This is a genomic window from Devosia pacifica (genome assembly GCF_014652635.1).
In the GTDB taxonomy this organism is placed as follows: Bacteria; Pseudomonadota; Alphaproteobacteria; order Rhizobiales; family Devosiaceae; genus Devosia; species Devosia pacifica.
Genome location: NZ_BMZE01000002.1, coordinates 53293 through 76387, shown reverse-complemented (window position 1 = coordinate 76387; position 23095 = coordinate 53293). Strand labels below are relative to the sequence as shown.

Annotated in this window: 21 protein-coding genes; 18 read left to right on the top strand and 3 right to left on the bottom strand. The window is 60.3% G+C overall.

The features are described from left to right. Positions 1 to 71 precede the first annotated feature (71 nt). Positions 72 to 377: a DUF2934 domain-containing protein gene (locus tag IE127_RS07470; RefSeq protein ID WP_189424890.1), complete on the bottom strand. Its 306-nt coding sequence runs from the start codon at positions 375 to 377 to the stop codon at positions 72 to 74. 22 nt (positions 378 to 399) lie between these two features. Then, a complete protein-coding gene (locus tag IE127_RS07465; RefSeq protein ID WP_189424888.1) occupies positions 400 to 888 on the bottom strand; it encodes a YciE/YciF ferroxidase family protein in 489 nt (162 codons plus the stop codon). A gap of 158 nt (positions 889 to 1046) precedes the next feature. On the opposite strand from IE127_RS07465, the gene IE127_RS07460 reads away from it, so the two are divergent. The 16 genes from IE127_RS07460 (at position 1047) to IE127_RS07385 (ending at position 20438) form a co-directional block, all read left to right on the top strand. Continuing rightward, positions 1047 to 1925: a metal ABC transporter substrate-binding protein gene (locus IE127_RS07460; RefSeq protein ID WP_189424886.1), complete on the top strand. Its 879-nt coding sequence runs from the start codon at positions 1047 to 1049 to the stop codon at positions 1923 to 1925. Further along, complete coding sequence (locus IE127_RS07455; RefSeq protein ID WP_280516641.1) at positions 1922 to 2815, top strand: manganese/iron ABC transporter ATP-binding protein; 894 nt, start codon at positions 1922 to 1924, stop codon at positions 2813 to 2815. Before IE127_RS07460 ends, IE127_RS07455 begins: the two co-directional genes overlap by 4 nt. Beyond that, on the top strand, positions 2812 to 3663 hold the full coding sequence (locus IE127_RS07450) for a metal ABC transporter permease (protein WP_189424882.1): 852 nt from the start codon (positions 2812 to 2814) through the stop codon (positions 3661 to 3663). Before IE127_RS07455 ends, IE127_RS07450 begins: the two co-directional genes overlap by 4 nt. After that, a complete protein-coding gene (locus IE127_RS07445; RefSeq protein ID WP_189424881.1) occupies positions 3663 to 4505 on the top strand; it encodes a metal ABC transporter permease in 843 nt (280 codons plus the stop codon). The genes IE127_RS07450 and IE127_RS07445 overlap by 1 nt, the downstream gene beginning before the upstream one ends. A 36-nt stretch (positions 4506 to 4541) precedes the next feature. After that, positions 4542 to 5951 (top strand): protein adenylyltransferase SelO, encoded by a 1410-nt coding sequence (locus IE127_RS07440; protein ID WP_189424879.1) that lies wholly within the window; start codon positions 4542 to 4544, stop codon positions 5949 to 5951. Between the two features lie 11 nt (positions 5952 to 5962). Further along, positions 5963 to 6517 (top strand): gamma carbonic anhydrase family protein, encoded by a 555-nt coding sequence (locus IE127_RS07435; RefSeq protein WP_189424877.1) that lies wholly within the window; start codon positions 5963 to 5965, stop codon positions 6515 to 6517. Between the two features lie 88 nt (positions 6518 to 6605). After that, positions 6606 to 8138 (top strand): acyl-CoA carboxylase subunit beta, encoded by a 1533-nt coding sequence (locus tag IE127_RS07430; RefSeq protein WP_189424876.1) that lies wholly within the window; start codon positions 6606 to 6608, stop codon positions 8136 to 8138. Between the two features lie 8 nt (positions 8139 to 8146). Next, positions 8147 to 8554: a RidA family protein gene (locus tag IE127_RS07425; RefSeq protein WP_244640030.1), complete on the top strand. Its 408-nt coding sequence runs from the start codon at positions 8147 to 8149 to the stop codon at positions 8552 to 8554. Positions 8555 to 8566: 12 nt separating this feature from the next. Next, entirely contained in the window at positions 8567 to 10612 is a 2046-nt protein-coding gene (locus IE127_RS07420; RefSeq protein WP_189424874.1) for an acetyl-CoA carboxylase biotin carboxylase subunit, read from the top strand. Continuing rightward, on the top strand, positions 10612 to 12753 hold the full coding sequence (gene scpA / locus IE127_RS07415; RefSeq protein ID WP_189424872.1) for a methylmalonyl-CoA mutase: 2142 nt from the start codon (positions 10612 to 10614) through the stop codon (positions 12751 to 12753). The genes IE127_RS07420 and scpA overlap by 1 nt, the downstream gene beginning before the upstream one ends. Further along, a complete protein-coding gene (gene mce, locus IE127_RS07410; RefSeq protein ID WP_189424870.1) occupies positions 12750 to 13172 on the top strand; it encodes a methylmalonyl-CoA epimerase in 423 nt (140 codons plus the stop codon). Before scpA ends, mce begins: the two co-directional genes overlap by 4 nt. A gap of 260 nt (positions 13173 to 13432) precedes the next feature. After that, positions 13433 to 14761, top strand: coding sequence for a sn-glycerol-3-phosphate ABC transporter substrate-binding protein UgpB (ugpB, locus tag IE127_RS07405; RefSeq protein WP_189424868.1), 1329 nt, complete (start codon positions 13433 to 13435; stop codon positions 14759 to 14761). Between the two features lie 109 nt (positions 14762 to 14870). After that, positions 14871 to 15755: a sn-glycerol-3-phosphate ABC transporter permease UgpA gene (gene ugpA / locus IE127_RS07400; protein ID WP_189424866.1), complete on the top strand. Its 885-nt coding sequence runs from the start codon at positions 14871 to 14873 to the stop codon at positions 15753 to 15755. Between the two features lie 12 nt (positions 15756 to 15767). After that, the gene (ugpE, locus tag IE127_RS07395) at positions 15768 to 16616 is read left to right on the top strand and encodes a sn-glycerol-3-phosphate ABC transporter permease UgpE (protein ID WP_189424865.1); all 849 of its coding nucleotides are present in this window, start codon (positions 15768 to 15770) and stop codon (positions 16614 to 16616) included. Positions 16617 to 16618: 2 nt separating this feature from the next. After that, positions 16619 to 17671, top strand: coding sequence for a sn-glycerol-3-phosphate import ATP-binding protein UgpC (locus tag IE127_RS07390; RefSeq protein WP_189424863.1), 1053 nt, complete (start codon positions 16619 to 16621; stop codon positions 17669 to 17671). Between the two features lie 109 nt (positions 17672 to 17780). Further along, a complete protein-coding gene (locus IE127_RS07385) occupies positions 17781 to 20438 on the top strand; it encodes a bifunctional diguanylate cyclase/phosphodiesterase (protein ID WP_244640029.1) in 2658 nt (885 codons plus the stop codon). 30 nt (positions 20439 to 20468) lie between these two features. Here IE127_RS07385 and IE127_RS07380 read toward each other — a convergent pair whose 3' ends face one another. Then, entirely contained in the window at positions 20469 to 21200 is a 732-nt protein-coding gene (locus tag IE127_RS07380) for an SIMPL domain-containing protein (RefSeq protein WP_189424861.1), read from the bottom strand. A 155-nt stretch (positions 21201 to 21355) separates the two neighbouring features. On the opposite strand from IE127_RS07380, the gene IE127_RS07375 reads away from it, so the two are divergent. Continuing rightward, positions 21356 to 22348, top strand: a complete 993-nt coding sequence (locus IE127_RS07375; RefSeq protein ID WP_189424859.1) for an NAD(P)-dependent alcohol dehydrogenase — start codon at positions 21356 to 21358, stop codon at positions 22346 to 22348. Between the two features lie 67 nt (positions 22349 to 22415). Continuing rightward, entirely contained in the window at positions 22416 to 23093 is a 678-nt protein-coding gene (locus tag IE127_RS07370) for an SDR family oxidoreductase (protein WP_189424857.1), read from the top strand. Positions 23094 to 23095 lie beyond the last annotated feature (2 nt).

Here is a 23095-nt window from a genome sequence, read left to right as displayed (position 1 = left end):
CGGGCTAGTATGCGCGCGTCGCGATTAAGAGACCTGGGAATATCGGCGATCTGTCTGCTATGGTACGGTTTTTAGGCATCACGCTCTTCCTCGATCGATTCTGCCATGCGCATGGCTTCATCATCGTCGAGCGCCCCATCTTCGATAGCCCCATAGGGCTCTTTGGAGCGTTCTTCCGCTCGCGGCTCAGGATCAACCTTTTGTTCTCTAAGCCAGTGGCTATAGGCGCGGGACCGAAGATGGATTTCCAAAGCCTGGAACCAGAACTCGTCCGGCCGCCCCTCCGGGCGGCCGGCCTGCTCCCACAGAAAATATGCCGTATCACGCACGGCGTGCTGAAACTCTGCGAGATCTTGCGGGTCGTTAGGGTCGGGCATTACGCCTTAATCCTCCAAACGATTAGGCGGCCTTCTTGTTGGCCTGCTGCGTTGCGAGCTTGCTCAGCGTCTCGTCAGTGGCCTTCTCTTCGGAAAGCGTTGCATCGAAGAGCTTGACGGCGTCGTTCATGCCGAGCTGCTGAGCCCAGGTCTTGAGGGTGCCGTAACGGGCCATCTCGTAGTGCTCAACAGCCTGCGCTGCGGAAACCAGGCCGGCGTCGAGAGCATCGGTGCCGTCGAACTCTTCCATGATCTCCTTGCCTTCCTCGATAATTCCGAGGATGGCATCGCAGGTCTTGCCACGCGGGCGCTTGCCGATGAGTTCGAACACCTGCTCGAGGCGCTCGACATGCCCTTCGGTCTCGGTGCGGTGCTTTTCAAAGCCTGCCCGAAGCTCGTCCGACTGCGCAGCCTTTGCCATTTTCGGCAGAGCCTTCAGAATCTGACGTTCGGCATAATAGATATCGCGCAGGGTATCTTCGAACAGATCGTTGAGTGTCTTGTTTGCCATTCGTTTCGCCTATGGGTGTGTGTGTTTGCCTTCGGGCGTTGAAACGGCGCTGAAGGTCGGCGGGTTGCTTCAGTGTCGGCGGTTAACAGCGAACGAACTTGCGAATGATTTGCAATTGCAGTATGACCGGTTCTGCAGACTGACGGAGGCACGTTCTCATGCACAAATTTCTTGCAGCGCTGGTTCTCTTCATGCTCGCAACGCCGGCAATGGCTCAGGAGCGCTTGAAGGTCGTTACCACCTTCACCGTCATTGCCGACATGGCGCGCAACGTGGCCGGCAACGAAGCCGACGTCGTCTCGATCACCCGGCCAGGCGCTGAGATTCATAACTATCAGCCCACACCCGGCGATCTCATCGGCGCCCAGGATGCCGATCTCATTTTGTATAACGGCCTCAACCTCGAACTGTGGTTCGAGCAGTTCCTGTCCAACCTTGGCGACATTCCGAGCGTCGTCGTCTCAGAAGGTGTGGAGCCGATGAGCATAGGCGCGGGGCCTTACGAAGGGCGGCCCAACCCGCACGCCTGGATGTCACCATCCGACGCGCTGATCTATATCGAGAACATCCGCGACGCCTTCAGCACCTATGACCCCGATAACGCCGAGACCTACGCTGCCAACGCTGCGGCCTATGCCGAGCGCCTCGATGACACCGTCGCGCCATTGCGCGCTGCGATCGATGAGATCGCGCCAGAGCGCCGCTGGCTTGTCACCAGTGAGGGGGCGTTCTCTTATCTGGCGCGTGATCTCGGGCTCAACGAAGCCTATCTCTGGCCGATCAATGCCGACCAGCAGGGAACGCCGCAGCAGGTTCGTGAAGTTATAGACCTTGTGCGTGAGAACGATGTGCCCGCGATCTTTTCCGAAAGCACGATCTCTTCGCGTCCCGCAGAGCAGGTCGCGCGTGAAACCGGCGCTGAGTATGGCGGCGTTCTTTACGTCGACTCCCTGACCACCGAAGATGGCCCGGTGCCAACCTATCTCGACCTTTTGCGCGTTACGATCGAAACAATAGTCGCGGGACTTAGCGAATGAAGATGAGCGAAAGCTCTGGCCTTGTCGTCTCGGATGTCACCGTCGCCTATCGCAATGGCACGATGGCGATGCGCGATGCGAGCTTTGTCGTGCCGCGCGGCAGCATTGCCGCGCTCGTCGGGGTCAATGGCTCCGGTAAATCGACCCTCTTCAAGGCATTGATGGGCTTTGTCCCACTGGCGAAGGGCAGCGTCGAGATCCTCGGCCGCCGTGGGCGAGACGCGCTCAAGGCCAACCTCGTGGCCTATGTGCCGCAAAGCGAGGAGGTCGACTGGAATTTCCCGGTCCTCGTCGAGGACGTCGTGATGATGGGGCGCTACGGACACATGGGGCCCCTGCGCCGCCCGAAGCAGCGCGATCGCGAGATGGTCCGCACGGCCCTCGAGCGGGTCAACATGCTCGAATACGCCAAGCGTCAGATCGGCGAACTCTCAGGCGGACAGCGCAAGCGCGTGTTTCTTGCGCGGGCACTGGCACAGGAAGGCCAGATCATCCTCCTGGACGAGCCGTTCACCGGCGTCGACGTCAAGACCGAGGACGCGATCATTGCACTCCTCAGGGCGCTGCGCGACGAAGGACGCGTCATTCTCGTTTCGACGCACAATCTCGGCTCGGTCCCGGAGTTCTGCGATCGCACCATACTCGTCAAAGGCACGGTGCTCGCCTATGGCCCCACCCCCGAGATCTTCACCAGAAGCAATCTCGAACAGGCATTTGGTGGCGTGTTGCGGCATTTCGTTCTCGGAGGGCAGGGCCTTCACGACGATGCCGACCCACGTACGCTTTCGGTTATCACCGATGATGAACGGCCTTTGGTGATGTACGGCGAAAAGGACCGCATGCAGCATCAATCGCATGTCGATCCCGCCCCGGAGACGAACGATCGATGATCGACCTGCTGCTGGAGCCGTTCGCATATGGCTACATGGTCAACGCTATCTGGGTATCCGCCATGGTCGGCGGCATCTGCGCGTTCCTGTCGGCCTATCTGATGCTCAAGGGATGGTCACTGATCGGCGATGCGCTCAGCCACTCGATCGTGCCGGGCGTCGCCGGCGCCTATATGCTCGGGCTGCCGTTCTCGCTCGGCGCGTTCTTCTCCGGAGGCTTGGCCGCAGCGGCCATGCTGTTTCTCACCCAGCGCAGCAAACTGCGCGAGGATGCCATTATCGGGCTGATCTTCACCGGCTTTTTCGGGCTGGGGCTGTTCATGGTCTCGCTCTCCCCGATACCTGTCGACGTGCAGAGCATTGTTCTCGGCAACATTCTGGCGATCACGCCGGCTGACACCACGCAACTCGTCATCATCGCCGTCGTCTGCTTTGTCGTAATGCTGGTGATCTGGCGCGACCTGATGGTGGTGTTCTTCGATGAGAACCACGCGCGCTCGGTAGGGCTGCGCCCACAACTGCTCAAGGTGATCTTCTTCACGCTGCTCAGTGCCGCAACGGTTGCCGCCATGCAGACTGTCGGGGCATTTCTGGTCATCGCGATGGTGGTGACCCCTGGCGCCACCGCCTACCTGCTGACCGATCGCTTCGGTCCGCTCATTCTCATCGCCATTGCCGTCGGCGTGTTCACCAGCAGCATCGGTGCCTATCTCAGCTTCTTTCTCGATGGCGCCACCGGCGGCGTTATCGTCCTTTTGCAGATGCTGGTGTTCTTCACAGCCTTCCTCTTTGCCCCGAAACATGGCCTTCTGGCTTCACGTCGGCGCGTCAGAGAGGGGGTGCGCTGATGAACGAGGCGCTGCTCTATCTTACCTGGCCGTTCCAGTTCGGCTTCATGCAGAACGCTTTCATCATCGGCGTGCTCGTTGCCATGCCGGCGGCGCTGCTCAGCTGCTTTCTGGTGCTGCGGGGCTGGTCGCTGATGGGCGATGCGATCTCTCACGCCGTCTTGCCCGGCGTCGTCCTTGCTTATGTCGTCGGTCTCCCCATCGCCATCGGCGCCTTCGCTGCCGGCATGGTATGCGCCATTGGCACCGGATATCTCAGAGAGAATAGCCGCATCAAGGAAGACACCGTGATGGGTGTCATGTTCTCGGGCATGTTCGGGCTCGGCGTCGTCCTTTATACGGCGATCACCACTGATCTTCACCTTGATCACATCCTGTTCGGCAACATGCTTGGCGCCAGCTGGGCGGATATCGCCGAAAGCGCCGTCATCGCGACGGTCGTCACGCTGGTTATTGTATTCCGCTGGCGTGACCTCATGCTTTATGTTTTCGATCAGCAACAGGCCTCCGCCATCGGTCTGCCGGTGCGCCTGCTGCATTATGGCCTTCTCGCGATCCTCTCGCTGACCATCGTCGGCGCGCTGAAGGCCGTCGGCATCATTCTGGTCATCTCGCTGATGGTTGCGCCTGGTGCCATCGCGTTCCTGTTGACCAAGCGCCTGTCGCACATGCTGATCTTTGCGACCGCTATCTCGGTCTTCTCGACGATTGCCGGGATCTATGCCAGCTTCTGGATCGACAGTGCACCGGCTCCGACGATTGTGCTGCTGCTGACGGCGATCTTCATTGTCGTGTTCATCCGGAACAGCTGGCAGAATCGCAAGGCGGTCGCGGCGGTCTAGTCAGGATCGATGTGGCCATAAAGGCGTTGCAGCGGCATGGGTGAATTCAGACCAGCACGCAACCATGAGCGTCTCGGCACCGACTTCTTCGATCCGGTGCAGCCGGCGCAATTTCCGCAAACCGTCCTTCGTCACCGTGATCAGCGCTGGGCCGGGCGCATCGGGCTCGAACACCTCAGCGAAGAAGACTGGCTCCGGCATTTTGGGCGGTTCGAGCCACTAAAGGGTAGTCTCGAAGCGCCGCTGGCGCTGCGTTATCACGGCCACCAGTTTCGCAGCTACAATCCCGAACTTGGCGATGGGCGCGGGTTCCTCTTTGCGCAATGCCACGATCTAAAGGACGACCGCCTGCTCGATCTCGGCACCAAAGGCTCCGGGCGAACGCCCTGGTCTCGGGGCGGCGATGGACGGCTGACGCTGAAGGGCGGCGTGCGCGAAGTTCTCGCGACGGAAATGCTCGAGGCGCTTGGCGTTTACACATCAAAAAGTCTGTCGCTCGTCGAGACTGGCGAGCAGCTATGGCGCGGCGACGAGCCGTCCCCGACGCGATCTGCGGTGCTCACCCGGCTCAGCCATTCGCATATTCGCATTGGTACGTTTCAGCGCCTTGCCTATCTCGAGGACGACGCGGCGATAGCGCGCCTCCTCGATTACTGCATCGAGACCTATTATCCACAGCTTGCTGGCAGCGATGATAAAGCCGCCGCGTTCTTGAGAGCGGTCACCGCGAGGGTTGCGCAACTCGGTGCGCAATGGACGGCGGCGGGTTTCGTTCATGGCGTCCTCAACACCGACAACATCAACATCACCGGCGAGAGCTTCGATTACGGGCCGTGGCGTTTCCTGCCGCACTATGACCCCGATTTCACGGCCGCCTATTTCGATGAAACGGGGCTTTATGCCTTCGGTCGGCAGCCGGATACGCTGGCCTGGAACCTGACGCGGCTGGCGGAGTGCCTTGTGCCAATCTCGAGCGTCGAGGCGCTTGAGCCGGCGCTCAACACGGTCTGGCCGGAGTTTCGCAAGACACTGTCCGATGCAATACTTGGCCGGCTCGGGCTCAAGCCGACGGGCGGCGAGGCCGACACTGCGTTCGTTACTGCGCTCTTTGGCTTCCTTGGTCGCAGCAAGGCCCCTTACGAGCAGTTCTTCTTTGATTGGTATGGCGGCATAGCGAGCGCGAAACGTGCCGCCGAAAGCCCCGCGCATGAGCACTACGCAACCGAGGCATTTCGCCCGGTGGCGGACGCGCTCGAAAACTTCACTCCTGTTGCAGACCTCAATCTAGATCATGACTATTTCGCCCGCCAGACGCCGCGTACCATGCTGATCGAAGACGTTGAGGCGATCTGGGCGCCGATCGCCGATAGCGACGACTGGCGGCTTTTCACACAGACGCTGGAACAGATTGCCGAGATGCGCCAAGCTTACGCCATCGTGCCTTAGGAGGATATGCGATGCCGATTTACGCGCTCGATGGCGTAGCGCCGACACTCGCCCCGGACTTAGCTTGGATCGCGCCCACCGCCGTTCTGGTCGGGCGGGTCATTGTCGGCCCCGAGGTGGGCATATGGTTCGGCGTCGTCGCGCGTGGCGACAACGAGCCAATCACCATCGGTGCCCGCAGCAACGTTCAGGAAAATGTGGTGCTGCACACCGATATGGGCTTTCCCCTGACCATCGGGCAGGGATGTACGATCGGGCACAAGGCGATGCTGCATGGATGCGTCATCGGTGACAACACGCTTATCGGTATGGGCGCGACAATCCTCAATGGGGCGAAGATAGGACGCAACTGCCTGATCGGCGCCGGCGCGCTGGTCACCGAAGGCAAGACCATTCCAGACAACTCGCTTGTTATCGGCGCCCCTGGCAAGGTGGCGCGCGAACTCGACGCCGAGGCGGTAGCTGGGCTCAGGAAGTCTGCAGACGGCTATGTCGAAAACGCCAGGCGCTTCGCGCGCGGCTTGGAGCTGGTGCCAGGCCATCCGCGCGACTTCGATCCGGCCTGAGGATAGCCTTCACGCGCGGCAATTGCTTTTTCCCGCCTCTGCCGTCACTCTTCGTCACACAGCAGCAAGAATGCGGCGAGGGGTGCGCGTGCAGACTATTCTCGAACAGCTTGAGGAGCGGCGGGCAGAAGCGCGCAAGGGCGGCGGAGACCATCGCATTGCTGCGCAGCATGAAAAAGGCAAGCTGACCGCACGCGAGCGGCTCGACGTCCTGCTCGACAGAGACAGCTTCGAAGAATACGACATGTTCGTCACCCACCGCGCGACCGATTTCGGAATGGCCGGCAAGGTGTTTCACGGTGATGGCGTGATTACCGGCTGGGGAACAATCGATGGCCGGCCGGTCTATGTCTTCAGCCAGGATTTTACGGTCTTCGGCGGTTCGCTGTCCGAAACACACGCGCAAAAGATCTGCAAGATCATGGATCTGGCGATGCAGAATGGCGCTCCGGTCATCGGGCTCAATGATTCCGGCGGCGCCCGCATCCAGGAAGGCGTGGCCTCGCTCGGTGGTTATGCCGAAGTCTTCTGGCGCAACGTGCAGGCCTCCGGCGCCGTCCCCCAGATATCGGTGATCATGGGCCCATGCGCCGGTGGCGCCGTCTATTCACCGGCAATGACCGATTTCACCTACATGGTGCGCGACACCAGCTACATGTTCGTGACCGGTCCCGATGTGGTGAAGACCGTCACCAATGAAACAGTGACGCACGAGGCTCTCGGCGGCGCCGAAACGCACACCAAAATCTCTGCCGTCGCGGACCGGGCATTCGACAACGATATCGAAGCCTTGCTGGAGGTTCGTCGGCTGGTCGGGTTTCTGCCGGCACGAGCCGGCATGAAACCACCAAGGCAGGCCAGCGCTGACCGGCAGGACAGGACGATCCCCAGTCTCGACAGCATCGTTCCCGCCAACGCCAACATGCCTTACGACATGGCAGAAATCGTCAGAGCCGTCGCAGATGAGGGCGAGTTTTTAGAACAGCAAAAGGACTATGCCGGCAATATCCTGACTGGCTTTATCCGTCTCGATGGCCACCCCGTCGGTGTTGTCGCCAACCAGCCAATGGTGCTGGCGGGGTGCCTCGATATCGCCGCGTCGCGAAAGGCGGCGCGGTTCATCCGCTTTTGCGATGCGTTCGAGATACCGATTCTGACCCTCGTCGATGTGCCGGGCTTCCTGCCCGGAGTTGCGCAGGAGCATAACGGCATCATCAAGCACGGCGCCAAACTGCTGTTCGCTTATTCCGAGGCGACAGTGCCGATGGTGACCCTGATCACCCGCAAGGCCTATGGCGGCGCCTATGACGTCATGGCATCAAAGCACATCCGCGCTGACGTGAACTATGCCTGGCCCACCGCCGAGATCGCCGTCATGGGACCGAAGGGCGCAACGGAAATCCTTTATCGCTCCGAGCGCGACGATCCCCAAAAAATCGCCGAACGCACCGCAGAGTACGAGGCGCGCTTTGCCAACCCCTTCGTTGCCGCCGAGCGCGGCTTCATCGATGATGTGATCATGCCGCACAGCTCGCGTCGCCGCATCATCCGGGCGTTCTCAACGCTTGCCGATAAGCGCACCCAAACCCCACCCAAGAAACACGACAATATTCCACTTTAGGGACAGGCATGACCGATCCGCTTTTTCACATGATCGCTGGCGGGCCGCGTCCCGTCGCTCCATTCTCGCATGCCGTTGAGACTGACGGGCTGGTGTTCGTCACCGGGCAAATGCCCACCGATCCGGAAGCGCCCGACGCTCCGCTGCCAGAGGGGATCAAGGCACAGACCCACAGGGTCATCGAGAATCTGCGGATCGTGCTTGCCGGCATCGGGCTGAGCCTTGAGCACATTGTTATGGCACGCATCTACCTCACGGATTTCTACCGCGACTACGATGCGCTCAATGCCATCTGGATGGAGACCTTTCCCGAAGGCCGGCGCCCGGCACGAACAACTGTCGGGGTCAACGGGCTGGCGCTGCATGCGCTGGTCGAAATCGACCTGGTGGCGCGCCGCCCAGACGCCGGCAATTGAGGCAAAGCGCCGATGTTTCGAAAGATCCTCATAGCCAATCGCGGTGAAATCGCCTGCCGGGTGATCAGGACCGCCCGGCGCATGGGCATCGCGACGGTCGCCGTCTATTCCGACGCCGACGCGCAGGCGCTGCATGTCGAACTGGCCGATGAAGCCGTCCATATCGGCCCGGCACCGACGCGCGATAGCTATCTGGTGATCGAGCGGATCATTGCGGCATGCCGCGAAACCGGCGCCGATGCGGTTCATCCTGGCTACGGGTTTCTCTCCGAGAACGCGCGTTTCGCAGAAGCGCTCGAAGCCGCCGGCATTGTCTTTATCGGTCCGCCGGCATCTGCAATCGCAGCCATGGGCGACAAGATTACTGCCAAGCGGCTGGCTGCGGAGGCGGGCGTTTCGGTGGTGCCGGGGCAAGCCGGCGAGATTGCGTCCGCAAGCGCAGCAATCGAGATTGCCGAAAGCATAGGCTATCCCGTCATGCTGAAAGCCTCGGCTGGCGGCGGCGGCAAGGGCATGCGCATTGCGCATGATGCCGATGAGGTGCGTGAGGGGTTCGAGCGCGCCGGCGCCGAAGCCTCGGCAGCATTCGGCGATGGCCGGTTGTTCATCGAAAAATTCATTGAAAACCCGCGGCACATCGAGATTCAGGTACTTGCCGATGCGCATGGTCTCACCATTCACCTCGGTGAACGTGAGTGTTCGATCCAGCGCCGCAACCAGAAGGTCATCGAAGAAGCCCCGTCTCCGCTGCTCGACGCGAACACACGCGCCGCAATGGGCGCGCAGGCTGTGGCACTGGCAAAGGCGGTTGGCTATCGCAGCGCCGGCACGGTCGAGTTCGTCGCGGACAGCGATCAGAACTTCTACTTTCTCGAGATGAACACCCGGCTGCAGGTGGAGCATCCAGTCACGGAACTGGTGACCGGTCTCGACCTTGTCGAATTGATGATCAGGATTGCCGCAGGCGAACCGCTTGTGCTGCGGCAGGAGGATGTTCGGCTCGAAGGCTGGGCCATCGAGGCCCGCGTTTACGCAGAGGATCCCTACCGCAATTTCCTGCCGTCAACCGGTCGGCTGACGCGGTATCGGCCACCTGAGGAACGCGCAGACGAGACCAGCGTAGTGCGGATAGATGGCGGCGTTTTAGAGGGCGGCGAGATCTCGCCCTATTACGATCCGATGATTTCCAAGCTGTGCAGTTGGGGGCCCAGTCGCGATGCGGCAATCGCGACGATACGCGATGCGCTCGATCAGTTCGAGCTCGAGGGCATCGGCCACAATCTGCCCTTCCTGGCCACTGTCTTCGGCCAGCAGCGGTTCAGGACAGCCGGCCTGACGACAGGCTATATCGCCGAGGAGTTTCCCGACGGCTTTAATGGTCCGGTGCTTTCAACAAACGAGCGTCAGAACCTTATTCAAGTTGCTGCGGCGCTGCGTTGGATTTCAGACCAGCGCGTCCAGATCGGACGCGAACCGGGGGGCGCGGCGCAGCGGGACTATTGCGTTGGAGGCATAGACGAGGCGCCCGTGGCGGTCATCGTCGAGCCCGAACATCTGGCCTCGACAAACGTTCCGGACCCCGGCACGACTCTGGCAATGCGCTTTGAGAATAACGTGGAGACCGTTCGGATCGACTGGCGTCCCGGCGACACGATTGCAAGGCTCTATAAGGAAGCGAGCGGCGGACATGGCTGGGCCTTCAATGCCGCAATCAAGACCGAACCGACGACACTCGGATACCGGTTGCGTTACCGTGGTGTTAACCTCAACGCGTGCGTGCTGCCACCGCACATAGCGGCGTTGATGCCGCTGATGCCGGTCAAGACACCGCCCGATCGTTCCAACCAGCTGCTTTGCCCAATGCCGGGCCAGGTGGTGCGCCTCGATGTCGCCGAGGGGGATATTGTGGAAGAAGGTCAGGCACTTGCAATCGTTGAGGCGATGAAAATGGAGAATGTCCTGCGGGCACAAAAGCGCGCGCGTGTCGCCGCCTTGAATGTCGCTGTGGGTGACGTTCTGGCTGTCGATGCCGTGATGATGGAGTTCGAAGCACCCTGATGCCCGACAGACCCGCAACCTTCGCCGATTGGGCACACATCGCCGCAAACGAGCTCGGCGATAAAGATCCATCTGCGTTGAACAAGGACTACGGGGGGATCGAGACGCGCCCCGCCTATTTCGCCTCAGACGTGCCCGCCGATGCCGCAGCGGCAATCCCAGGGCAGGAGCCGTTCGCCCGTGGCGTCAGGGCCACGATGTATGCAAACCGTCCCTGGACCATTCGCCAATATGCCGGTTTTTCGACCGCGCGGGAAAGCAACGCGTTCTACAGGCAGGCGCTCTCGGAGGGACAAAAAGGATTATCCGTCGCCTTCGATCTCGCAACCCATCGTGGCTATGACAGCGACCATCCTCGCGTTGCCGGCGATGTCGGCAAGGCTGGAGTCGCCATCGATACCGTCGAGGACATGAAGGCACTCTTCGCCGGTATTCCGTTGAATGACGTCTCGGTCTCGATGACCATGAATGGCGCAGTGCTGCCGGTTCTGGCGATGTTTATCGTCGCGGCGGAAGAGCAGGGCGTCTCTCAGGGCGCCCTGACGGGGACCATCCAGAACGACATCCTCAAGGAGTTCATGGTCCGCAACACATACATTTATCCGCCCGAACCCTCGATGCGGATCGTTGGCGATATCATCGCCTATACGGCCGAACGCATGCCGCGATTCAACTCCGTATCGATCTCCGGCTATCACATGCACGAGGCCGGAGCGACGGCGGTACAGGAACTGGCCTATACCCTCGCTGATGGCCGCGAATATGTGCGCGCCGCCATGCGCCGGGGTCTCGAGATCGACCGGTTCGCGCCACGCCTGTCGTTCTTTTTCGGCATCGGCATGAATCTCTTCCTCGAGGCGGCGAAGCTGCGCGCGGCGCGGATGCTCTGGGCCGGGATGATGAGTGAGCTGGGGGCAAAAGATTCGCGCTCAAAGATGCTGCGCACGCATTGCCAGACTTCGGGCGTCTCGTTGACCGAGCAGGACCCCTATAATAACGTCGTCCGGACGACACTCGAGGCCCTTGCAGCGGTACTCGGCGGAACACAGAGCCTTCATACCAATGGCTTCGACGAAGCTATCGCCTTGCCGAGCGACGATGCCGCGCGCATCGCTCGCAATACCCAGTTGATCCTTCAGAACGAAAGTCATGTGACGGATGTCGTCGATCCACTCGGCGGATCCTACTATGTCGAAGCGCTCACGGCTGAACTGGTCGATAAAGCCCAGCAGTTGATCGCCTCGATCGAGGCGGAGGGTGGGATGACGGCTGCGGTTGCAGCAGGCAGCCCGAAACTGGCGATTGAGACGGCAGCGACGCTGAAGCAGGCGAGGATCGACCGCGGCGAGGAGGTCATCGTCGGCGTTAACCGATACCGCTCGGATGCTGCAGGCCGGGTGGAGCCGCGTATCGTCGATACCGCCCGGGTGCGTGCTGAACAGGCGGCTACGCTTGAAGCTGTGCGCAATCAGCGCAACGATCCGGAGTGCCGGGCAATGCTCGCGGCGTTGCGAGAATATGCAGCGATGAACGAGGGCAATCTGCTCGAAGCAGCGGTCGCCGCGGCGCGGGCGCGAGCAACGCTCGGGGAGATTACCGCCGCGCTTGAGGATGTCTATGGCCGCCACGTCGCTGAGACGCGGGTGGTGAAGGGCGTTTATGGCGACGCCTACCGAAACGATCCAGAATACGCAGCGCTCATCGATCGTATCGAACGCTTCGCAAGTACCTCCGGCCGTGCGCCTTCGATCTATATCGCCAAGCTCGGCCAGGATGGTCATGATCGCGGTGCCAAGGTCATTGCGTCCGCCTTCGCGGATGTCGGGCTGACGGTGCATTTGGGTGATCTTTTCGAGACGCCGGAGGAGGCGGCAGCGCAGGCCCAGAGCCTCGGTGTTGACGCTATCGGCGTGTCGAGCCTTGCCGCAGGTCACGCAACGCTTGTTCCTGAACTGATGACCGCCCTCACCGAGCGAGGGGCGGACGAGATGATTGTCGTTGTCGGTGGTATTGTGCCTCAGCAGGATCAGGAGGCGCTACAAGACGCTGGTGTCGCCGAAATCTTCGGCCCCGGTACGAACGTTCTGGCGGCTGCATTTGCCGTCCTTGACCGCATCGAAGGCCGCAGGAGCAACCGATGATCGGGCGTCTGCATCACATCGGCATAGCTGTACCCGATATCGCTGCGGCCTCGGCGCTGTATCGAACCCGACTCGGCGCCGACATTGGCGAACCGAAGGACTTGCCGGAGCATGGGGTGACGGTCGCATTCATCGAAGCCGGTAGCGCAAGTTTGGAACTGCTCTCCCCGCTTGGTCCGGATTCGACCTTGCACCGGTTCTTGGAGCGTCATCCGCAGGGCGGTCAGCACCATTTGTGCTTCGAAGTACCCGATATAGAGGCCGCGATGGCGCGGCTCAAAGCCGATGGAGCCACGGTGCTGGGCGATGGGGCGCCGCGTCTCGGCGCACACGGATTGCCCGTTATCTTCATGCATCCCAAGGACTTCGCAGGAACCCTTGTTGAGCTGCAGCAAGCTTCGCTCGAACCTCAGTCATAAATCTGTCATGAAACCGTCATCGAGCATTTATCCAGTCTGACTAGACGGGGCACCGGTTCATGGCCAACACCTTGAGTGGCCAAGGTTCCATCTGCGCATATCAGGTTTCGGATATCTGGTGTTTTGGTTTCGGTTGGGGTTCGTCTTGACCAGCAAAAACTATTCTGACTAGCTGTCATAAATCTGATCAGGCACAGGCAAAGAAGGCCTGGCAGGTGCGCGGAATTCCGCAGTGGAAGTCCGATCAACGGGAGAACATCATGCATAAGTTTACTGCGAAGGCGGGCCTTGCGGCTCTGGCCGTCACGCTGTCATCGTCGGTCGCGTTCGCGCAGACCGAAATTTCCTGGTGGCACTCGATGGGTGGCGAACTGGGCGAGCGCGTCAATCAGATCGCCGAAGACTTCAATGCCGGCCAAGACGACTATGTCGTCACCCCCTCTTATCGCGGTGAGTACGAAGAGACGATGGTCAACACCATCGCCGCCTTCCGCGCCGGCGAGCAGCCCACGATCGTGCAGATCTACGAAGTGGGTACCGGCACCATGATGGCTGCCGAAGGCGCCGTCTATCCGGTTTATGAACTGATGGAAGAGTACGGCAACGACTTCGACCCGTCGAACTTCCTCCCGGTTGTCACCGGCTACTATACCGATACCAACGGCAACATGCTCTCGATGCCGTTCAACTCTTCGACGCCAATCCTCTACTACAACAAGGACGTGTTCGAAGAAGCCGGCCTCGACCCGGAAACAGCCCCGACCACCTGGGCGGAAGCCGAGGAAATGTCCCGCCAGATCGTTGAATCCGGCGCTGCCAATTGCGGCATGGCGATCACCTACACGGCCACATGGATCGGCTCCGAGAACTTCTCCGCTCTTCACAACCTGCCTTACGGTACCATGGAGAACGGCTTCGGTGGTCTCGGTACAGAGTTCACCTTCAACAACGAGACCGTAGCCCGCTTCTGGGACGACCTCGCTCGCTGGCAGGATGAAGGCATCTTTGTTTATGGCGGCCCTGCTGGCGGTTCGGACAACGCTCCGGCCTTCTATTCGGGTGAATGCGCCATCTACATGGGCTCGTCTGCTTCGCGCGCCGGCGTGCTGGCCAACACCGATTTCGAAGTCGGGTTCGGCATGCTGCCTTATTATGACGATGTCGATGGTGCTCCGCAGAACTCGATCATCGGCGGCGCGACCCTCTGGGTTCTTCAGGGCCATTCCGATGAGGAATATGCGGCAACTGCTGCGTTCTTCGACTACCTCTCCTCCGCAGAGGTTCAGGCCGAATGGCACCAGGGGACTGGCTACCTGCCGATCACGCAGGCTGCTTACGAGCTGAGCCAGGAGCAGGGTTACTACGAAGAGAACCCGGGCGCTGATATCGCCATCGAACAGATCAACCTGAACGAGCCGACCGAGAACTCGAAGGGCCTGCGCTTCGGCAACATGCCGCAGTTCCGCATGGTCATGGACGAGGAACTGCAGTCGGTTCTCGCTGGTGACAAGACTGGTCAGGAAGCACTCGACTCCGCTGTCGAGCGCGGCAACCAGATCCTGCGCGATTTCGAAGCTGCCAACTCCTAAGTTGCGCTAATAGATTAGGACCTCGGCCCGATGGGCCGGGGTCTGCTCTATTCAACCGGCACGCCAAAGAAGGCCGGCGGAACAAGAACAATCAGTTCAGGGGCGCTCCATGCAGACCAAACGGTCTATCTTTACCAATCGCTGGCTTCCTTATGTCCTGCTGGCGCCGCAACTCATAATTACCCTCATCTTCTTTATCTGGCCGGCAAGCCAGGCAGTGACCTCGAGCTTTGAGCGGCAGGATCCCTTCGGATTTCGCACCACCTTCGTCTGGTTCGAAAACTATACGCGTGTTCTGTCCGATCCGTCCTACGCCAATGCCCTATGGAACACGGCAGTGTTCGCATTTGGTGTCGTCGCTGTTTCGATGGGCTTCGCGCTGTTGCTGGCTGTGTGCGTTGATCGGGCGATCCGCACGGCACGGCTTTACACGACGCTGCTTGTATGGCCTTACGCCGTTGCGCCGGTTGTGGCGGGCGTCTTGTGGTGGTTCCTGTTCAACCCCACTATTGGCCTCTTGCCCTACATCCTCGAAGGCTTCGGCTATGACTGGAATCATCGGGTCTCCGGTGGCCAGGCGATGGCACTGATCGTCATCGCATCGGCGTGGAAGCAGATTTCCTACAATTTCCTGTTCTTTGTCGCCGGCCTGCAGTCGGTTCCAGCGTCGCTCTCCGAGGCCGCTTCCATCGACGGCGCAGGGCCGTTCAAGCGCTTCTGGACGATTATCTTTCCGCTGCTGTCGCCAACAACGTTCTTCCTGATGATCATCAACATCAACTACGTGATGTTCGAAAGCTTCGGAACGATCGACGCCACGACCTCAGGCGGCCCGGGTCAGTCCACCACGACCCTCGTCTACAAAGTTTATGTTGATGGCGTTGCGGGGCTCAATATCGGCTCGTCCTCGGCCCAGTCGGTGCTGCTGATGGGCATTGTCATCTTCCTCACCTTCATTCAGTTCCGGTACGTCGAACGCCGGGTCAACTACTAAGGGAGCGGTCCAATGGTAGAAAACAGGCCCTGGCTCGATGCTCTGACCCATCTCGTCCTTGTGGTCGGCGTACTGATCGTTGCCTTCCCGGTCTATGTCGCCTTCATTGCCTCGACGCACGAGCCGTCTGCCTTCGTGCGTGGCGTCATGCCGCTGCTGCCGGGCGACAACATGGTCGAGACCTATTCGCGTATGCTCGGAGAGGGGCTCGAACTGGCCGGCACGCCGCCAGTGTGGCTGATGCTCACCAACTCATTCTGGATGGCGATGATCATCGCCGTCGGCAAGATCATCATCTCGCTGCTGTCGGCATTTGCCATCGTCTACTTCCGCTTTCCGCTTCGCACCCTGGCGTTCTGGACGATCTTCATCACCCTGATGCTGCCGGTCGAAGTGCGCATCATGCCGACCTTCGCCGTCGTCGCAGATCTCGGATTGCTGAACTCTTACGCTGGTCTCACGCTGCCGCTTATAGCCTCGGCTACCGCCACCTTCCTGTTCCGTCAGTTTTTCATGACTGTGCCGGAAGAACTGATGGAAGCGGCCCGCGTCGATGGCGCCGGTCCAATGAAGTTCTTCAAGGATATCCTCGTTCCGGTATCGATCACCAACATCGCGGCGCTGTTCGTGATCATGTTCATTTATGGCTGGATCCAGTACCTGTGGCCGCTGCTCGTCACCACGCAGGAACAGTTCTACACCATCGTCATGGGCATTAAGCGCCTGATGGCGCAGACCGACCGCGAGCCCGACTGGAACCTGGTGATGGCGACCGTCATCCTCGCCATGCTTCCCCCTGTTCTCGTGGTCCTTTCCATGCAGCGCCTGTTCGTCAAGGGCCTGGTCGAAACGGAGAAATAATCATGGCTAGCATCAAAATCTCCTCCGTCCGCAAGGTCTATCCGGGCAATGTCGAAGCGATCAGCGATCTCAATCTCGACATCTCGGACGGTGAACTCGTTGTCCTCGTCGGCCCATCTGGCTGCGGCAAGTCCACCCTCCTGCGCATGATCGCTGGGCTCGAGAGCATCACCGCCGGCGAAGTCAGGATTGGCGACAAGGTCGTCAACAAGCTTGAACCCGCTGAGCGCGACATTGCCATGGTGTTCCAGAATTACGCGCTTTATCCGCATATGAGCGTGCGCCAGAACCTTGAGTATGGCCTCAAGAACCGCAGGACGCCGAAAGCGGAAATTGAGCAACGCGTAAACGAGGCTGCCCGCATTCTCGAAATAACCCGATTCCTCGACCGAAAACCGCGCCAGCTCTCTGGTGGCCAGCGCCAGCGCGTTGCGATGGGCCGGGCGATCGTACGCCAGCCAAAGGCATTCCTGTTTGATGAGCCGCTGAGCAATCTTGATGCCAAGTTGCGCGGCCAGATGCGGATCGAGATCAAGCGCCTGCAGCGATCACTGAAAACCACGAGCGTTTACGTCACACACGATCAGCTCGAGGCGATGACGCTGGCGGACCGCCTGGTGGTGATGAATGCGGGCCGGATCGAGCAGGTCGGCAAGCCCGTAGATCTGTTCGAGCGCCCGGCGTCGCTCTTCGTTGCGGGGTTCATCGGCTCCCCGCCGATGAACATTTTCGAGCTGGCGACTTTGCGTCAACTTCCGGGAACGACGCTTCCAGCCAGCATTCCCGCGAAAGCCGATCTCGTCGGGATTCGTCCCGAAGCGCTGCGGCTCGAAGAGCCGGCGGAACCCTTCATCGCGCTCGAGGGGACGGTGGAGCTGATTGAGCCGGTCGGCGGTGAGAGCCACGTCTATGTCAATCTCAACGGGATAGAGACGCTGGCAACCGTCGTAGTGCAGGGGCGCCTCGCCGAGGGCGAAGGCAGTCATATCAAACTGTTCATGCCAGCATCTGCCCTTCACAGCTTCGTTAGCGAGACGGGACAGCGGGTCGAGTAAGATCAGAAAACGACAGATGCGCCCTGGAAGCGCTTTGCACTGGCTAAGCTGTTTGTAAACGAACCTCGACTAACGTCCTGCGCAGTATATCCAGTGCAGGGTCTTTCAGGTGAGTGACCAGACAGGGCATAATTCAGGTGTCGGGCGCTTGCTCAGGCCAACGCCGCTGATTGCCGCCTCGATCGCTTTGCTGATTGTCGTGGTAGCCGGCGTGTTCGCGGAATGGCAGCACAACCAGGTCGCCCGCGAGCGGCTTCGCACACAGGTCACGTCTGACGTCTCGCTTCTGCGTGCCAAGCTCGAAGGCGAAATCTCTGGAAATATCCAGCTGGTGCGTGGTCTCGTCAGTGTAATTGCGGCCGAGCCGGACATCGATCAACAGCGATTTGCGAACCTCACGCGCTCCCTGTTTACTGCCGGCTCATCGTTGCGCAGCATCGCGGCGGCCCCCGACATGACTGTTACGATGGTCGCGCCGCTCGCTGGCAATGAGTCGGTGATGGGTCTCAATTACCGCACGCAGCCAGAGCAAAGTGAGGCGGCGATGCGGGTGATGCGGGAGAACCGGATTATCGTCGCCGGTCCCGTCGATCTCGTGCAGGGCGGTCGCGGATTCGTCGCACGCTTCCCCGTAACCACAAATAGCGGCGCGTTCTGGGGCGTCGTTTCTGCAGTGATCGACGCCGATATACTTTACGCCAACGCCGGGCTGCTCGATGCAGACTCGCCTCTCGATCTCGCGATCCTCGGACGAGACGGCCGTGGCACCGAAGGGCAGCTGTTTTACGGAGACTCAGCAGTCTTCGATCGCGATCCCGTCCTGGCCACAGTGGATTTGCCAAATGGATCCTGGCAGATCGCTGGAATACCAACCACGGGATGGACTCAACCAAGTTCCGAAATCTGGTGGATTCGCGCTGCTGTTGCGATCGCGGGGCTGCTGGTCGTCGTGCCAATCGTGACGACAGGGCACTTTCTGGCGCAGCGCCAAAAGACTGTTCGACAATTGCGCCAGCGCGAGGTTGAACTGGCAACGCTTTCCAAGAGGCTGACGCTTGCTCTCGAAAGCTCGCGTGTAGGTGTGTGGGAGCTGGACCTTACGACGCGGCAGCTGATTTGGGATGAGCGGATGCACGAGCTTTATGGGCTCGTACCAACGGCGCGCAGCGGCAGCTACGAAGACTGGTCCTCAGCTCTGCACCCGGATGACCGTTCCCGGACAGAGCAAGAACTCCGCCAGGTGACGGAAGACGGTGGAACGCTTGAAACGGAATTCCGTATCCAGATGAAATCCGGCGAGGTGCGGCACATAAGGTCCCTTGGCAGCGTCGTCCGCTCCGTTGGTGAAACGCCGCGTGTGATCGGCGTAAACTGGGATGTGACGGCTGACGTCAGGCGGAACGAGGACCTTCGTCGTGCCAAGCAGCTCACGGAAGAGCGCAATCTTGAGCTGGAAGCTGCCAAGGCGAGAATTGAACACAACGCGCTGCATGACAGCCTGACCGGGCTGCCGAACCGGCGCTATCTTGACGAAATGCTGCGCCGTAGAGCGCAACTCGAGACCCGCAGGAACCCTGTCGCTCTTCTGCACATAGACCTGGACCGGTTCAAGCAGATCAATGACACGCTGGGGCATGCCGCCGGCGACTCTCTGCTATGTCACGCTGCGCGTGTGCTGACGACGTCTGTGGCGCCCGGCGACTTTGTTGCCCGGATCGGTGGAGACGAGTTCGTTATCGTCTGTTCGGTCTCGCATGGCGAGGAGAAGCTGGTCGAACTCGCCGAGCGGATCATCGCGCTGATGCGCCAGCCCGTACCCTATCAGGGACATGAATGTCGTTGTGGTGTGAGCGTTGGCATTGCTGTCGAGCGGGGCGACATGGATGTCCGCACGCTTCTGGTAAATGCCGACATCGCGCTTTATCGCGCGAAGTCCAGCGGCAGAAGTCGCTTCGAGTTCTTCAGCGATGCGCTGCAGGCCGAACTTGTCCGGACCAAGCAAATGGCTGACGAGATCCTGGTCGGCCTGGAGCGCCAGGAGTTTGTGGCGCATTACCAGCCGCAGTTCGATGCGGCCACGCACGATGTTGTCGGGGTGGAAGCGCTGGCACGCTGGGATCACCCTGAGCGTGGCCTGCAGGCGCCGGACACATTCTTGGGTATCGCAGAAGACCTTAACGTTGTCGCGAACATCGACCGGCACATCATGGAGGTGGCGTTGCGCGACCTGCGCGCGTGGAATGCGGCGGGCGTCGCCGTCCCGCGCGTCTCCGTGAACGTCTCATTGCGCCGGTTGCATGAGGAGAACCTTGTTCCGAGCCTCAGGCAGCTGCATTTCAAGCCCGGGCAGCTTTCTTTTGAACTGGTAGAGTCGATCTTCCTCGACGACAGCCAGGACATGGTTGGCTGGAACATCGATCAGCTCAAGGAGCTGGGCGTCGACATCGAAATCGATGATTTTGGAACCGGCTATGCCTCGATCGTCTCCTTGCAGAAGCTGCGCCCGAAACGTCTCAAGATCGATCGCCAACTGGTGGATCCCATTGTCAGCGATAAAGCCCAGCGCAAGCTCCTGACATCGATCATCGATATCGGCAAATCGCTCGACATCGAGGTGCTGGCGGAGGGCGTTGAAACCATGCAGCACGCGCGGATCCTGCGCGATCTCGGCTGCGACATTCTGCAGGGATATGCGTTCGCGCGGCCGATGCCGGAAGCTGAACTGCGCAAATTTCTTGGTGCCGCGCCATGGCGGCGCGCCTCTTGATGTGTGTCGGTAGACAGCTCGTAGAGACACTCAGTCGCTTAAGAAGTAGGTGATCGTCGTCACCACTCGCAGCTTCTTGTCGATCTGCTTTTCCGGCCGGTCATTCGGTATCTCGACGGCCGGCAGGATTTCGAAAACGCCCTGATTGGCGGTCTGGATATCACCCACTACGGCGTTCGACTCCTCGGCGAACTGTGCTGCTGTTTCCCGAGCCCGCTGCGTCGCCTCAGTCAGCATATCAGCCTTGTAGTCATTGACGCCCGTGAAGACGAACGAGGCTCCCGCATTATAGGCGTCCGACGAAAACACGACCCCCTGGCGGAGCAGGTCGGCCACCATGCGCGATGCCTCGGCGAGCTCTTCGACTTTGTTGGTCGTTACCAGCATTTCTTCTGTCAGTACGAACCGGAATGCATCAGGCGTCGAGCCGGCATTGTATCCGGCAGCGCGATCTTCGACGAGAACAGTCTGGACCTGAATCTCCTCGTCCGAGAACGCTCTATCCGCCAAAAAGGCCCGAACGGCGGATTCTGAATCGGCCAGCCCCGCCCGAGCCTCCTCAAGACTCGCCCCCGTTGCAACAAACCTGATTGGCCAAAAGCCAAGATCAGCGCGCACAGGGCGCTCCGATAGTCCCTTGACGGTCACGGTTCGCAGCGGTTGCCGGCTTTCGACCAGCGAAGAGCCAACGAACCATCCCGCCAGCGCGATACCAACGGCGACGACGAGTGCAGCGACAACACCGACAAGCTTCAATTTCATCCCCCAGTGCTTTGAGGCGGCCCATGCATCCTCTCAGTGTCAACAGTGCTAACCAGATGTGGCTGAATGGCGGCTGAACGTCGGGTTGCGCCGTTGACACGGCCCTCGCTTTCTTGCTCGCTGATGCGGGGACAGAATATTTTGGGGGAACTGCAATGAAGGCAATGCACTGCACAAGCTATGGGCCTCCAGAGGTTCTTGAACTGCGGGAGGTCGATAAACCGACGCCGCGTGCGGGCGATGTTGTTCTGCGCGTTCACGCGGCAACGGTCACACTGGGTGATTGCGAGGTCCGCGCTTTCAAGCTGGCCGACTGGATCTGGCTGCCGGCGAGGCTCGCCTTCGGTATTCTGAAACCACGCCAACCCGTGCTCGGGATGGAGATTGCAGGCGTTATCGACTCTGTCGGAGCCGATGTGAAGCGGTTCAAGCCGGGTGACCGTGTATTTGGCTCTACCGGGTTCAGCATGGGAGCCTATGCCGAGTTTGCGCGGTTGCCTGAAGCTGCGAGCCTGACAGCAATTCCGGAGGGAATGAGCTATGCCGAAGCGGCTTCCATACCGACAGGCGGGCTGAACGGATTGCACTTCGTGCGCAAATGTCAGCTGCAGCCGGGCGAGACGATCCTCATCAACGGGGCAGGTGGCGCCATCGGCATGTTCGCCGTGCAGTTGGCAAAGGCCGCTGGCGCGCAAGTGGTGGCCGTGGATAAGGCACGAAAGCATGCCATGCTGCGCTCGCTGGGAGCCGATCACGTTATCGATTATCAGGCGCAGGACTATTGGCGCGGGCCGGGGCGATATGATGCCATCATCGATATCGTGGGCCTCGGCCCTTTCTCCCAGAGTGTCGCAGTCCTCAACCATGGTGGGCGCTACGTGCTGGGCAATCCCAAGACCGCGCAGATGCTGGCTGCGATGATGGAGAACCGGCGAAAGCGCATTAGAGCGATGTTCGAACTGGCCGGGGACGAGGTCGAGGATCTTGATTTCCTGAAGCACCAAATTGCCGATGGCGCGCTGCGCGTCGTGATCGACCGCAGCTTCTCGCTCGAGGCGCTGCCAGAGGCGCATCGCTATGTCGAAGATGGTGACAAGACAGGCGCTTGCATCATCGATGTGAGCGGAGAAGCCTACGCACGAGAATGATGTCGGAACGATGCGCGGCGCGTCTGGTTGAGCTTGCGAGCAATCAACGGTCGGGGAGCGGCACAGGATGAAGCGCGCAATCATCACAGGCGGAGCCGGCCTCATCGGTACTGCAATCTGTCGGCTTCTCGATGAGGAGGGCTGGCAGGTGGCTTCTTTCGACACCAAAGAGGGCCGCGAAGGGGGAGTGCACATTCAATGCGATGTCAGCGATGAGGCCGCGGTCGCCAAGGCTTTCGCCGCACTGGGTTGGGATACCCTCGATCTGCTGGTCAATAATGCAGGAATTGCCGGCCCGGATGCAGGCTCGATTGCCGAGCTGTCGCTGGCCGACTGGCGACGCGTTACCGACAGTCACCTGACCGGTGCGTTTCTGATGACGCGGGCAGCCGTTCCGCTGATGACAGAAGGGTCCAGTATCGTCAACATGGCCTCGAGCCGCGCGTTCATGTCCGAGTCGAATACCGAGGCCTATGCCGCCTCGAAGGGTGGGCTGGTGGCGCTCACGCACGCGCTGGCAATCAGCCTCGGCCCTCGCATTCGTGTCAATGCTATCGCGCCGGGATGGATCACCGACGAGACCGACCTGCGGGCGATCGATCATGATCAGCATCCGGTTGGCCGGGTCGGGCGCCCCCACGATGTCGCCGAGGCAGTGCTCTATCTGACAGGCGCCGGGTTCATGAGCGGTCAGGTCATGGTGCTCGATGGCGGCATGACGAAGAAGATGATCTATGCCGAGTGAAG